Annotated in this window: 10 protein-coding genes; 6 read left to right on the forward strand and 4 right to left on the reverse strand. The window is 56.4% G+C overall.

Features of this window, described 5'->3' with window-relative positions; genetic code table 11:
• The first annotated feature begins 2 nt into the window (after window positions 1–2).
• Window positions 3–869, forward strand: coding sequence for a hypothetical protein (locus FHS27_RS18400; protein WP_184306352.1), 867 nt, complete (start codon window positions 3–5; stop codon window positions 867–869).
• Between the two features lie 155 nt (window positions 870–1,024).
• Here FHS27_RS18400 and FHS27_RS18405 read toward each other — a convergent pair whose 3' ends face one another.
• The 3 genes from FHS27_RS18405 to FHS27_RS18415 form a co-directional block, all read right to left on the reverse strand.
• Complete coding sequence (locus FHS27_RS18405) at window positions 1,025–2,371, reverse strand: MFS transporter (RefSeq protein ID WP_184306353.1); 1,347 nt, start codon at window positions 2,369–2,371, stop codon at window positions 1,025–1,027.
• Window positions 2,372–2,585: 214 nt separating this feature from the next.
• Window positions 2,586–4,814 carry an outer membrane protein assembly factor BamB family protein gene (locus FHS27_RS18410; RefSeq protein ID WP_184306354.1) on the reverse strand — a complete coding sequence of 743 codons (2,229 nt, stop codon included), beginning with the start codon at window positions 4,812–4,814 and terminating at the stop codon, window positions 2,586–2,588.
• Between the two features lie 310 nt (window positions 4,815–5,124).
• Window positions 5,125–6,747, reverse strand: a complete 1,623-nt coding sequence (locus FHS27_RS18415) for a cation:proton antiporter (RefSeq protein ID WP_184306355.1) — start codon at window positions 6,745–6,747, stop codon at window positions 5,125–5,127.
• Window positions 6,748–7,042: 295 nt separating this feature from the next.
• Here FHS27_RS18415 and FHS27_RS18420 point away from each other — a divergent pair, with 295 nt between their 5' ends.
• Window positions 7,043–8,737, forward strand: coding sequence for a cytochrome c biogenesis protein (locus tag FHS27_RS18420; protein WP_246420116.1), 1,695 nt, complete (start codon window positions 7,043–7,045; stop codon window positions 8,735–8,737).
• Between the two features lie 231 nt (window positions 8,738–8,968).
• Here FHS27_RS18420 and FHS27_RS18425 read toward each other — a convergent pair whose 3' ends face one another.
• Window positions 8,969–9,442, reverse strand: coding sequence for a CBS domain-containing protein (locus FHS27_RS18425; protein WP_184306356.1), 474 nt, complete (start codon window positions 9,440–9,442; stop codon window positions 8,969–8,971).
• A gap of 805 nt (window positions 9,443–10,247) precedes the next feature.
• On the opposite strand from FHS27_RS18425, the gene FHS27_RS18430 reads away from it, so the two are divergent.
• From FHS27_RS18430 to FHS27_RS18445, 4 genes are all read left to right on the forward strand, one after another.
• On the forward strand, window positions 10,248–10,559 hold the full coding sequence (locus FHS27_RS18430; protein ID WP_184306357.1) for a BON domain-containing protein: 312 nt from the start codon (window positions 10,248–10,250) through the stop codon (window positions 10,557–10,559).
• Window positions 10,560–11,012: 453 nt separating this feature from the next.
• Window positions 11,013–12,302, forward strand: coding sequence for a DUF1559 domain-containing protein (locus tag FHS27_RS18435; protein ID WP_184306358.1), 1,290 nt, complete (start codon window positions 11,013–11,015; stop codon window positions 12,300–12,302).
• A gap of 219 nt (window positions 12,303–12,521) precedes the next feature.
• Window positions 12,522–12,701 (forward strand): hypothetical protein, encoded by a 180-nt coding sequence (locus FHS27_RS18440; protein WP_184306359.1) that lies wholly within the window; start codon window positions 12,522–12,524, stop codon window positions 12,699–12,701.
• 434 nt (window positions 12,702–13,135) lie between these two features.
• Complete coding sequence (locus FHS27_RS18445; protein ID WP_184306360.1) at window positions 13,136–14,092, forward strand: universal stress protein; 957 nt, start codon at window positions 13,136–13,138, stop codon at window positions 14,090–14,092.
• Window positions 14,093–14,209: the final 117 nt, after the last annotated feature.

Below are 14,209 nucleotides of genomic sequence, written 5' to 3' on the forward strand. Positions count from 1 at the left end.
CCATGAAAAATCGTACGCTATCTATCGTTCTGCTGGCCAGCACCGTCGGTGCGATGACGAGTGGTTGCTCGACCTTTCAAAAGAAGGACGACTCGCTGCTCTCATCGACTCCGAAGAAGAGTCTGAGTGAGCGGATGCCGTGGTCGAAACCGAAAGACGAGATGCCCGAGCCGTATCCTAATCCCGTGAAGCTCGCTTCCACGTGGACGCCGGACACGCTGACTCAAACCGGCCGTGTTCCGACTCGCGGTTTCGGTGCTCGGGTGTTCTTCTACGACGAAAAATCACGAGCTGTTCCCGTTGACGGAACGCTAATCGTGGTCGGGTTCGACGAGAAGGAAACGCGTGAAGACGGAACGCCGTTGGTGAAGCGATACGAATTCACGCCGGAACAGTTCACCCGCCATTTCAGCCAATCGGATCTCGGCGCTTCTTATAGCGTTTGGATCCCGTGGGATGCCGTTGGTGGAAAGCAGACTCGCGTCTCACTCGTTGCCTCCTTCAAAACGAAGGAAGGCAAAGTGGTCCAGGGATCACCGACGAAAGTCATGTTGCCCGGCAAGAAGGACAGCGCCGAGACGACACTTGCTCAGCGGTACGCACCTGAATATCGGGAATGGAAAGTCGCCGCGGCGGGCAATTCGAAGCCAACGAGCGGATTGACGACCACGACGATTCATCGCAGTGCTCCGGCGGCTCGTGTCATGCCGGAAGTCCCCGAGATGCCCGGCATGTCGCAAGAGTGGAACGTTGCCTCGTCGAATGCGGGTTCCGCGTTTGATGTGACGATGAAACCCACGCAATCGCTACCGAGCGGATTCAGTACTGGTACGCCCGCCATGCCGGCGAGCACCCAGCTGAAACGCTAAACAGCACCGCAACCAGGCTGGCAACCAAACACGTACCACAGGCTGCCAGCCTGTCGGAAAAACTACCGGCTGCCGCCTGCTTGAACACGTACCACAGGCTGCTAGCCTGTCCGGTGCCTATCTACCGACGCCACGTTGAACGCCATCAGTCCCTATCACGGCGACTCAAACTCTTCCGGCGGTTCAGGCAACAGGAACGACAGTCCGCTGCCGACGAGATACACGAACAAGGCGACGATGCCTGCCGCGACTGCCGTGCTTCCCGAGGGCAACAGCGTCGTCAGGTAGGCGGTTACAGCGGCGAATGAGGTACCGATCATCCGGCCTCCGATGTTAGCGGCAAAACTCTCGCCGGTTCCTCGCAGATGCAGCGGGAACACACGTGGCAAATAGTTTCCCCAAAAGCTGAACTGCGCCACCGTCAGCATTCCGGCTACGAAAATGCCCCACTTGAGTAGTTCGAGGTTGTCGCGTGCGGGATAAAAATACAGTAGCGGCACGACGATCAATCCCGGCCACTGGAACACTCGCAACAGCCAACGGCGACTGACGATTACCATCGCGAGGGACGCGAGCACAAAACGTCCGAGTAATCCTCCGAACTCTTGATAGCCGTTCACTGTGGCGGCGATCTTTTGCTCCGTCTGTTTCCGTTGCGGCACGGTCATCTCGGCGGTCGCCGTTTTGACTTCCGGCAGATTTGGGACGATCGAGGGCGTTTGCTGCAACGCTCCGAAAGCGGCCCCGTAACTGCATGCGAACATCAGCGTCGTCACGATCGTTGTGCGACGTAGCTTCGGTGCGAACAATTCGCCGATGCTCGGACGCCCCAACGTGCCTTCGGCTTTCTTATGTGCCCACTGAGGCGACTCCGGTAAGAACGGGCGAATGAGGATCAGCGGAATTGCGGGGATCACCCCGGAGATTACCGTGTATCGCCAGGCTTCGTGTCCGCCCACGATTTCGGGCAGCGACGTGGCGTAGTGGATCGAAAGGTAGTTCGCCGCCGTAACCAACAAGCCGCCGATCGACGAGAACGCTTGCGTGTAGCCCAAGACGGCTTCACGCTGTTTGGGATCAGGGAACAACTCCGCCAACCAAGCGACCGCGGCAACGAACTCGACACAAACGCCGATGAATGTCGTGCACCGAAAGAACAAAAGCCATTCGACCGAGGTGACGAATCCACTCGCCATCGCCGAAAACGCGTAGAGCAAGATACTGATGACGAGCACGCGCCGACGGCCCCAAAGGTCAGTCAGATAGCCACCGAGCAGACCGAACACGCCGCCGACCATGGCGGGAACAAAGAATAGAATTCCACGCCAGTACTCGAATTCGGGAGTGCCCGGCATCGCACCGACCAACTCAGCCAAGGCAGGCCGAAGGATCAACGGCAGCATCAACAGTTCGTAGATGTCGAAGGCAAAACCGATCGCAGCAATGACGCATACGATCGCTTTGACAGTGCGAGAAGGAGTCGGATAGACGGAGGGGGACACAGGCGAGGTCTTCGAGGATAGATGCCGAGGCACAAAAACAGAGTTGCGGTAAGATAGCGTGAGCGAGCAGTTCGGCTCACGTGAGTGACACTGCAGTCACCGGAATGCGATTCCAGATTGCCCGGTCGATGCCGACACGGGCGATCGTAAGAGGGCGACTCAGAAGATTTGCAAACGTGAGCGGCAGCGTCCCACGGTGCTGCGGAGTTGTGGCTCACTCATTTGCAACAACATTGACGTTGTCGATGAAAATTTCCGCGTTGGTTGCGTTGCCGAACAAACCCGGACTGCCTTCCCGGTTCGGTGCCTCATCGATCGCCGTCAACGTCCAATCGCTGGGCTCCGTTTCGCCGCGTTTCCATACTTTGCCACGCAACACCGCGACTTCGTCTTCGACGGACGCTTGCAGTTTCAACGTGTACCACTGGTCCGCTCGCCACTCAAAGGGAACGCTCTTGGCCATCCGCAACTGTGCCGCCCAGGTGCGAATCTGCAATTGCTGCGACTCGCCCATCAGGTCGAGCGTGTAACGCTGGGCGATGACGCCCATGTCTGGCAACTTCGTCGTCCCGCGTGCTGCTTTGACGTCCGCCGTGATCGTGTAGTCATGCAGCGCCGTGGGGCCAAACCATGTTTGGCTCCGCGTTCCTTTCGGAATCGTTGTGATCTTGACGATTGCTGGATCCCCATCGATATCACGTGCTTCATGACGGTACCGAGCGCCGATCCAAGTCACGGGGACTTCACGATCAGAAAAATCGAACTTCCACGGAAGCGATCCGACCACCCGCAGTCTCGATTGGGCGCTAACGTCATCAATCGATGCAGTCACCGTCAAGGCACGATGTGTGTTCCCATTGCCGGCCCGAACGACCCCGGCCCCGTCGATCGTGGCATCGCCGGAAACGTGAAAGCGGATGTCGCCGAGATCCGGCGTCGGCACGTGATCACCGTTGGCGTTGAACGCGAACACTCGCATCGACAACGATTCGCCCGGCTGGACAATCGCTTCGGCGGGAACGAGTTGCAATTGAGCGATTGAGTCGTCCTTTGGCGAGACTTCGGATTCTTCGGCAAGCGAAGTGTCGTTCTGCGCCAGCGAACCGGTCTGTGCCGGATCGCCGATACAGTACAACCCGCCGGTGGTCGGCAAATAGAGGCGGCCGTGCGAAACAATCGGGGATCCACCAACGTCGTGGCCCTTTGGTAGTCTCACTTTGAAGAGTGTCTCGACTCCGTTTTCGGTCGGACGCATGACATGGAAGATGCCGGTGGACGTCGCCGCGTAGATCTTCCCGTCCGCATAGAGAAGGCTGCCTCGCATCGCCGTACCCAGCTTGATCGGTTTGCCAATCGGTTGTCCGGTGGTTGTGTGCAGAACATGCATCCGCGATGAATCTTCGACGACGTACAGACGGTCGCCGACGAGCAACGGCGAACTCTTGCCAACGGTGAGTTCTTCGGTGCGCCACTTTTCAGCCGAGGCCGAATCGAGCGACGCGTATCGCGATTCGATGCAGACCACTGCGCCCATAGCGGTGCCCTCCGGGTTTTCTTCACCGTGGGTGGCAAACACCATGCCATCGGAGTCGACGGCAGCGGTGGTATTGATGCCACGTCGGGAGATCGTTTCGCTCCACAGGATCTTGCCCGTTCGTGGTTGGATCCCATAAACGTTCCCATCGCCCGCGCCGGCAACCATCACGAATTGACCGTCGATCGATCGGATCACGGGAGTGCTGTAGGTCGTGTCTTCGGGCAACGGCCGAGTGCTGGTCGTCCACGCGAGAAGTCCGGTGATCTTATCGAACGCGAAAAAACGATGCGCTGGACGAGCGGCGGAGTCCCAACCGGTGGTCACGCCGCTGATGATGACCAAATCTTCGAAAACGACAGGCGTGTTCGTTCGACCGCCATACGTGCTCAGCATTCCGAACTCTTCACTGAGTGAATGCGACCAAAGCGTTTTGCCGGTCTCGGCGTCCATGCATTGAAACAGACAGCACGCACCGAGTGCGTAGACGCGTGATGACTCTGGATCGCCGCAAACGTTCGACCAACCGACACGTTCGGCGGGAAGGTCGGAGAGGAAAACGTTGTAAACGTTCTCCCATAGAAGTTCGCCTGACTGCGCATCAAGGCAGATGACTTTTTCCGCGTCGCGGATGGAACCCGGTTGGTCACGAACAATGGTGAACAGCCGACCGTTCATCACGACAGGTGTCGAAATGCCCGCTGCCTCTTCGGATTTAAAGAGGACGTTACTGTCGTCGCCGCCTTTGGGATCAAAACGATCGACCAGCCCTGTTTCGGCGGAAACATGGTCTTGGTGCAAACCGTTCCAAGCCGGCCAGTCCATGGGGTCATGCGTTTGGGCAGTGACCAAGTTGGGGAGAAGAGACACGAAACAAACCAAACTCAAACCAAAGCGAGCAGGTCGCATGTTTTGGGGCACTCACGAGCAGATTTCACGCGTTCGCGCGGACGGGGATTCTCGAACGCAATATTCTGCTAATTCCGAACTCTGTCGAGAAGGGGAAAAATCCCCAAAATCTTCACCGTGTTTCGATGCACGCGAGCGTCTATCGCCAACACGCATCGGAAGTCGGCACCGATTCCCGTCTTGGGAACCGCCCTTGAGACAGTTGAGGAATGGAGCTCGACACGGTTCCTTGCCACGCTCGCTAGGGCTGACGCTTAACCGTTGGCGAGAGTTCGGCTGGGGGAATTTTCGTTGGGGGAGTGAGCGGAACTCAATCCGTTTGATCGAAGCGGCTGAGTGCTCGTAGTAGTCCCATGGTAGCTTCGGTTTCTTCGATGACGATGTGATCGACTCCGAGGCGTTGCAGGCGTGTCTTGCTCGATTGATAGCGACAGCGAACGATCAGCTTTCCCGAGCGGTTAATACGGCGGATCGCCCGGACAATTTTTACCGCGGTGACATCTTGCGGGACGCAGACGACGCACAACGGACAGTCGCTCACGCCGGCCAATTTCAACACCTGCCCGTCACTGGCGTCACCGACCACGGTGTGGAAACCCGCCTGAGCGAACGATTGCAAATTCATCGGGCTGAGATCGATCAGGCAAACGTCCTTGCCCATCGTTTCGAGCTGGGAGGTCAATCGTCCGCCGATGGGGCCCGCACCGATGATGGTCGCCCGCTCGTTGTTCATCGGGACTTCCTTCGAGTCGGCGTCCGCTTCATCCGTGTTCGATCCGATGCCGATGAGTCTCAGCCCTGCTTTCATGAGCGGCGGAGTCAAAATGAGTGAGCCGACGGCTACCGCGACGACACGTTGGTACTCGATTTCGGAGAGCACTTCGGATTGCAATCCTAGCAAGACCAGCACGAACGCGAACTCACCAATTTGTGCCAATCCCAATCCCATTCCGATTGCATGGCGAAGAGACATCCCCGTTAACCGCAACGCGATCGCCGCGGCACAGGTCTTGATCAGCAGGACACCGGCCAGCGAACCGAAAATGAGTACGGGCTCCTGCCAATACAAACGTGGATCGAATATCAGCCCGAGCCCAATGAAAAAAACCGCCGCGAACGTTTCGCGGAACGGCAGCACCAACGCGTCGATCTGATGTGTCCAACGGTTCCCATTGAAGATCAGGCCTGCGGCGAATGCGCCGACGGCTGGTGGCAGCCCAACGGAATGTGCCGCCAACGTGACACCACCGAGTGACACGATCGTAAACAGAATCACCAACTCGGGGCTGCGGTAACCCGCGAAGAAGGGAATCACCCACTGCGACAACACCACTCGCAACAACGCGATGACACAGATGAATGCGGTCGAAATGCCCGCGAGGGTCAGGTAATCATTCACGCCCGGTGCCCCGTCCACGCCGGTCAACAGCGGCACGAGCAACAGCAGGGGAATCAGGGCGGCGTCTTGAAACAGCAGGATGCCGATCGCGCGACGTCCGTGCGTGGACCGAGATTGGCCCCAGTCCGACAACGCTTTGAAAACCAAAACCGTGCTGCTGAACGTGATCGCCGACGAGATCAGTACCGCCGATTGCCAGTTCAGCCCCATCGCGATCAAGGTTGCCGTGACGGGGATGCCGACCAAGCTCATTTGAACGACGCCGCCGAGCAAAAATTTACTGCCCAGCCGCGAGAGATCGTCCAACGAAAACTCGACGCCGATCGAGAACAGCAGCAAGAAAACGCCCGCCTCCGCAAAATGTTCGAGTTGGTGGGCGTCATCGGAAATCCAACTCAAACCTCCCTGACCGAGAATCGCGCCGACGACGAGATACCCGATGAGGACAGAGCACTGCAACCAACGACAAACCAGAGCCGCGACCAAGCCGGCGCTAAGGATGATGAGTAGGTCGTGGATGAGAGATTCGGTCATGAATTGAATTTAGGTGAAAGCCTGCTCAGTCGCTATGGCTGGTCCCCGTGGTCGCAATCAACCCGAGTGAGTCGGTCGTCCGCGATGGAACCATTTCGTCACAGTCGAGGAACACATGCGTGCCCATTGTCACGCCTTTGACGCGAAGTGAATGTCTCGCCGAGTGTGATTGCTAACGGAACGATGAGTGAACGCGTGCGGGCAGGCGGGGCGGCGCGATCGGCATGTGTTTTGCGATCCCTTTTGCGGTTACCGAATCGATCGATTCGCCTCCCGCCAAATCATGTGCCCTCCCATGTTTCGCTTACTACCGGTCGTCTTCGTCTGCGGTGCTCTGCTCGCGACTGAACTAATCCACCCAACCCGTGGCTTCGCCGAGGATTCTACTGACGGTATTCAGGCACCCAACGTAGTTCAGATGGAGGTGTTTGTTCGTGGCGACGTTCAATCGGCCAAGGACGTCACGCGGTATGTTGACGCGTTGCAAGGTCGAATTCGAGGGTTAGAGGTGTTCGTCCATGATGTTATTAAAGACCGCAAACACCTCGTTCGGCTCTATGAGCTGTCGAAGAAAGCAGGTCGCGACAAACCCGTCGTTCCGGCATTCTATAGTTGCGATCGAATGTATTTCGGGTTCGAGGGTGAAGCGAAGAGTGGGCCCGGGATCGAGGAATTGTTCACGGCGGAAGTCTACACGCGTTCGACGTGCCCCCGGTGTGGTGAAGCAAAGCGATATCTCAAAGAGGTGCAAAAGCGTTGGCCGGCGATTCGGTTTCGCATTTATGAAATCACCGATGATGTGGCAGCCCGGCAGCGTTGGGAGGCGCTTTGTCGAGGCAGCGGATCGACGCCCGGACTTCCCGTAATCGACTTCGGACGAAACGTCATCATTGGTTATCAAGGCGACGACGTGACGGGCCGTCTCATCGAAGACGTGATTCGTCGCAAAGCCCGGATCGAACAAGAACCCGAGACGAAAACGCAGCAAGGCGATCGATACGGAATGCTGCCCGTGTTTGGACTCGGTCCCTCGTTCCTTGCGGCTGGCATGTTGCAATTGGATTCCGCACCCGATGAGTCGACCGCAGATGCAGCATTAGACGCGACCTCGGACGCAGACGTCGAAGCGGCGAACGACGCGATGTTCAATCTGGATGATCTGGCACTCCCCGAAGTGGCCAGCGACTCGGAGACGGGCGAGGTTGCCTTTGAGGCAAGTGAGGCGGAGCCGGAAGAGATCGAAGCCATCGACGTTCCACTGTTTGGCGAACTGCGTGTTCGTGATTATGGGATGCCGTTGTTCTCTTTTCTCGTTGGTTTGGTTGACGGTTTTAATCCATGCGCCATGTGGATTCTCGTCTTTCTGCTTTCCGTGCTCGTCAACATCAAGGACCGGCGAAAAATCTTGCTGATCGCCGGAACGTTTGTTTTGGTCAGCGGGCTCGCTTACTACGCGTTCATGGCCGCGTGGTTGAGTTTGTTCTTGTTCATCGGGATCGCCCGGCCGGTTCAGATCGCACTGGGCGTTTTGGCTTTGATCATCGGAATCGTGAACGTCAAAGACTTCTTCGCTTTTAAGAAAGGCATTTCCTTTTCAATTCCCGAAAGTCAAAAGCCGGGGTTGTACCGTCGGGTACGAAAAATCGTCGAGGCCGAGTATCTGACCGCTGCGGTGGCGGGCGCAGTGACGTTGGCGGTCGTGGTCAACATGGTCGAGCTTTTGTGCACGGCCGGGTTGCCGGCGCTGTACACCCAAGTACTGACGTTACAGGAGTTACCCGCCTGGCAAAATCATCTCTATCTGTTGATCTACATTTTTGCCTACATGCTCGACGATCTCGTGTTGGTGACGATCGTGGTCGCCACGCTTTCGAACCGCCGGTTGCAAGAACGAGAAGGCCGATGGCTCAAACTGCTCAGCGGTATCGTCATCCTGCTTCTGGGGCTTTGCATGCTGTTCCGCCCTGAATGGCTGACGCTGGGCTATTAGAGCATTTTCAAAAAAGTCGTCGCCGATGTCTCCAGATTTGGGCTGGCTGAATCCGGTCGAGACGTCTCTGAATTGACCGCAGTCGGCGGTCGACGCGTTTGGAGACGCAGCAGCCTCAGGAATCGGAGGTCTTAAGGCAAACGAAAAAAAGGCAACGCGAGCGTCCGCCTCATCTCGCGATGCCCCTGAGCGTGGCATGTATTTGTGGTTAGTCAAACGCAACCGAGTCGGTCAGCCCATCTCGGCGACGAATCGAACGTAATCGGTTGCCGACACAATGCCGAGCAACTTCTTGTCATGGTTGATCACCGGGACATGATGAACTTGATGTTTGACCATCATCTTGGCGACCTCTTGAAGACAGTCGTTTTGTTCGGCGGTGACGGTGGCATTGGACATCACCGTTGCGACCTCATCACTACCCAAGCATTCCCGGATCAGATCGACGACCAAGTAGCTTTCGTCGTAGATCGCCATATCGCAATCGAGTGTCCGTTCGGCGTCTTGGATCAGACGCAGCATGTCACTGACTGTGAGGATCCCTTTGAGGGAACCGTCGTCGTCGATGACCGGGAGCGCCGACAGATGATTCTCGGTCATCTTTTCAACCGCATCCTGGATCGTGTCAGTCTCGGTGACGGTGATCGGTCCGCGTCGCATGAAACTATGAAGAGGAATTTGCAGATCGGTTTGTGTCGCGTTCATGGTCTTGCCTCGCTAAAGTTCAGACGGACGATCTCATGCACACTGCGTGATGATGATCAACGCGATGAGTCGCAAACCCTGTGCCCTCCTCCGTTTTTCGTTCGTGTGTCGGCGTACACAGGGTGCTCGCGTCGAGACGTGTGATAGACGCACGATCATGCGCGACGCAACGCACATTTAGGTGCGTTGGGTGGACAGGAGAGCACATGGACGGGCGCATCCAATGTCTGCCAAATCGGATCGAAATGGATGTCGCAAAATAGAGGTAAGGCGGGTTGGCAGATAAGCACAACGCTGGGGACGTCGTCGCGTTGATCGTCATGCCAAAGATACCCTGCTTTCCCTAGTGTTCGTAAACATTTCTCCAGTACTCATAAATGAAGCTGCGATTGCGGGAAACTTGGAAGTGTCGCGATCGCCAGAGGGGAATGTGCGACGAATTTGGCCATCACGCAAATTGACGCACTTGTCTATTCCGGTCGGTCGTTGCAATCGGTTCGGTCATCAAATCAGGTGCGACTGAATACTGTTGGCACAATGCTTGCGGCCTTAACGTGGGTAGGTCATGTTCCCTAAGCGTGCGGCAAGGAGTGGTGAAACGCCTTCCGCGTTGGGCTGCTAGGGCGTGAGCATGAGATTGGCGGTCGATGAGAGTTGCGTTCCCAAGTCGTCTTCGGACAGGGCCCGCTCAAACGAGAAAGTATGTTACGTCGAATGAGACCTTTCCATCGCGGGTTCAATCTTAAAACTGATGCAACGCATCGAAGGAATTATTGAGAACATCGCACTTCATTGGGGATCTCCTATGTTCGACACGCTTGAACAGCCGACTCAATTCATTTCGCGTTCAACGAATGCCTCTTCCCACGCGGCAGACCCAACGTCCAAGCCGCGTATCGCCGGCCCTCGTCAGATCGATCCGGTCGTCGAGCGTCTTCACCGGGCCCTTGCTGATTCCAAACGATGTGGATTGCGAAACGCGCGATGCCGATTCGATCGTGGTGTCGTCACGCTGTTAGGAACGGTTGATTCGTTCTATCTCAAACAGATTGCACAAGAAATCGTTCGCCGGGTTCCAGCGGTAAAGACGATTCGCAATCAACTGCACGTCCGTTAGGGGGCAATCGCTATCGCAGAAAACCCCGCTGGCCGTGTTGTCGGGTGGACGAGCGGGCCGACGGAGTAACGCGGTTTGCCGACTCAATTGGTGCGGATTTGCTGCTCGCCCCGCGCTTCCGAATCTCTCCCAAATCGAACGTGCGGGTTCGGAACCTCATTCCCGATGACGGGCGTGTCCCCCCATCCGGGAAACGCTTTCGCATTCTTCCACCGCTCCTTTTCTATTGCGATGCCTAAGTGGCGGCCTTATTCAGCCTCCGAGGCCATTTTAGCGGAATCTTTTTCCTGGCTGGTTCAGGTGGCGAGTTGCTAGCTCGCAATTGCAGGTATTCCACTCGGGGGAGCCCTACAAAACTTGACACGTTATTGTATTACTACAAGAATGGCGAGGTCTTCCATTGCGGGGCTGCAGTGGGGCGTTCCTTGCCTCTGGATGTCAAGGGTATTTGTCATGATTAGATTTTCGAAGCGGCGGCGCCACGGTTTTACGCTGGTGGAGCTTTTGGTTGTGATCGCCATTATCGGCGTGTTGGTTGGGTTATTGTTGCCCGCGGTTCAGGCCGCACGGGAAGCTGCTCGGCGGATGAGTTGCAGCAACAACTTCAAACAGATTGGTTTGGCACTGCATAATTACCATTCCGCGTACAAGCAGTTGCCGCGGCACATGGGCGGTTCGCGATCGCCAACGAATCAACAGTGGTATTCGGGCGGTGATGGAGCGCGGGCCGCCAATGCGTCCTCGTTGAGTATTTTCGTTGGGATGTTGCCGTTCATCGAGCAGCAAGCGTTGTGGGAGCAGATATCCAACCCCAATAACAGTTATTGGAACGGATCTTCGGTGGTCAGTCCGATGCCGACGAGTCCATGGAATTCGATGGGGCCGTCCCCGCATGAATCACGGTATGTGCCGTGGCGTACTCAAGTTCCCGGCTTCCGTTGCCCGAGCGATCCTGGCCAGGGGGAACCATCTTACGGTCGGACGAACTACGCCGCGTGTCTCGGCGATGGGATCAGTTACACCTCAACCGGTGTCGGTTCTTATAACTCGGCGGGATGGCTCGACGAAGTGTCCGTTGGCACCAACGCGTGGCAAACTCCGGAAGGGCGATCGCGTTACACCCGCGCAGGTTGCCGGGGAGTGTTCGTGCCACGTAAGGACATGCGTTTTCGTGACATTCTCGACGGTCTCGCCAACACGATCATGGCCGGAGAGATCGCGACTGATCTAGGCGACCTCGACAAGCGAACAATTTCGATGCGAACCGGCAGTCACAACAGCGCTACGACCGGACCTCTTCGTGAACCAGACGCGTGTACGGATCTCGGTTACATCGATCCCGAGCGGCCTCAGTTCTGGGAATCATCGCGGGCCTATACCGGTTCAGGTGCTCCGAGTAACGGTGAGGTTGAGCGGCCTCAGTTTGGACGCGGTTACCGTTGGGCGGTTGGTTCGCCGACCATGACCGGCATGTTGACGGTGTTGCCGCCAAACCGAGAACTCTGCAACGCGTACAACCATAACGGTGAGTCCACTGCAACAGCGAGTAGCCGTCACCAAGGCGGTGTCCATGTGTTGATGGGTGACGGAGCGGTTAAGTTCATTACCGATTCGATTGAAGCGGGTGATTCCAGCGCCGATGGGATCTTCCTCAACAATCAACCAGGCGGACAGAGTCCTTACGGTTTATGGGGTGCGTTAGGATCTCGAGCTGCCAAAGAAGTGATCGACGAAGAGTTCTAACTGTTTTGGCACCGTTGATTTGAGAGGTTTAACCCGCGGGCTCGCTTCCTAACGAAGAAAACGAGGGGAATGGCGAGTACCCGTCCGGTGTCACCTAAAATTTATCGCCATCTAATCACTTGGCCCCCCGATCGGGTAAGCTAGTTTTTGTGACACCGGTCGTCATCCCATGGCGTCCGGTTTCTTTTTTGTTTCGTTCATGTTCCCAATGGAATTGAAATGTTGTTCACACGCTTTGCGTTCGTCGGTTTGTTGGCTCTTTCGCTGTCTTGTGTTACCGGTTGTGGTGGCAGTGAGGAGCCTCAACTTGTCGAAGGCCCCGTTGTCGAAAACGGCGGGATGTCAGAGGAAGAGTTGAACTTCGACGCACCTGAAGAAGAAACTTCGGGCGCTTATTAGACGCCGTTACCTCTGCGAGACGGCACTACTCACGTGCCGATCTCGCTTTTTTGCATTTCACGCGGGTGTCGACGCCCGTCGCAAACCTTTCTTGGCACCGCGATCACGATGTCCGGTGCCCGTCGATGCCCCAACCTCCTCGGGTTGATTTTCTTTCGCCGGATCAGGCATTCCGAGCTAGCGCGATCACTTCTTTCACATCGCACCGCTGTTTGATGTCTTGGATGCACCTCGATCGCCGCAACTTCTTTTTATGGGGGAGCATTTTGTTTGGCATCTGCCTGTGCAGACGTGACACGTGCGCAGCCGTTGTGAGCGTAATCGCACGCAGTGTGCTCTACCGGTGAGGTAGACGCGTAAATCGCGGTTGGTACCTCGTTTGCAACTGAGTCCATCGACCATCTTTAAACGGTAACTGGACTACGGAGTCGATCATGCGAGTACTTTTGGCGAACGATGCTTCCAAGCATTCCCATGCCGCAGCAGAATATCTGCTGGCCCTTCCGTTTCGCAAACCGATCGACCTGGACATCGCTTCGGCGGTAATGCCGCCTGTGTTTATGGACATGGGCTCTCTCGGAGTGCCGGACGATCTCACGGAGTTTATTAGCGAAGAGTGCGAGAGTGCGAAGGAGCGGGTTGCGAAGACCGCCGAGGAATTAGGCGGCCCGGTTCACAAAGTCCAAACACACGTTTCAATCGGTCAACCGTCACACGAATTGCTTTCACTCGCTGATGAACTCCACGCGGATTTGATCGTGATGGGTGCGGTCGGTCACTCGGCTCTCGATCGGGTTCTGTTGGGGAGCGTGTCCGACTACGTTGCTACGCACAGCGAAACGTCAACACTCGTCGTTCGTCCTCGTCGTGATTCTGACATCCCTCCCAAACTGGAAAAGATCGCGATCGCGTTGTCTGGCAGTCCCGAAGATCAACGCATGATCGACTGGCTAAAACAATTTCATCTGCATCCGAGTATCGAAGTGCATTTAGTTCGTGTGCTGCGATTGGATACGTTCTATCGTCAGGACATTCGACGCAGAGCGTCCAAGTTTTGGGACGGGTTCGTGAACAGCGCCCAGGCTCAGATTTTGGACTTGGAAACGCAACTGCAGTCGATGGGGCTAACCACGGAAACGCATCTCGTTGAATCCGATCATGTCGGCGACGCGTTGATCAACTACGCGGAAACGCATGGCTGTGATCTCCTCGTGACGGGCGATAGCGACAGCGGAATCTTGACACGCGTGTTTATCGGCAGTACGTCACGATACGTCCTCCGTCATGCGGAATGCAGTGTTCTGATCGTTCGTGATCGAGAAGATCGGGCTCGCGCAAAAGAATCTGTGTTGAATGAACCCAAGCGGACCAGCGCGACTGCGGTGAGTTAACGCCGAACGTTTGTTACGAGAGTGGCAATTGATGGATCGGCAACCGCATCGAGTGAGATTGGCGGAGTCGGACCAATTGCATCGCGATGTGCAGCGTGGGGCGGCCCGGCCGATCTA

It is taken from the genome of Aporhodopirellula rubra, assembly GCF_014192335.1.
Taxonomy (GTDB): Bacteria; Planctomycetota; Planctomycetia; order Pirellulales; family Pirellulaceae; genus Rhodopirellula; species Rhodopirellula rubra.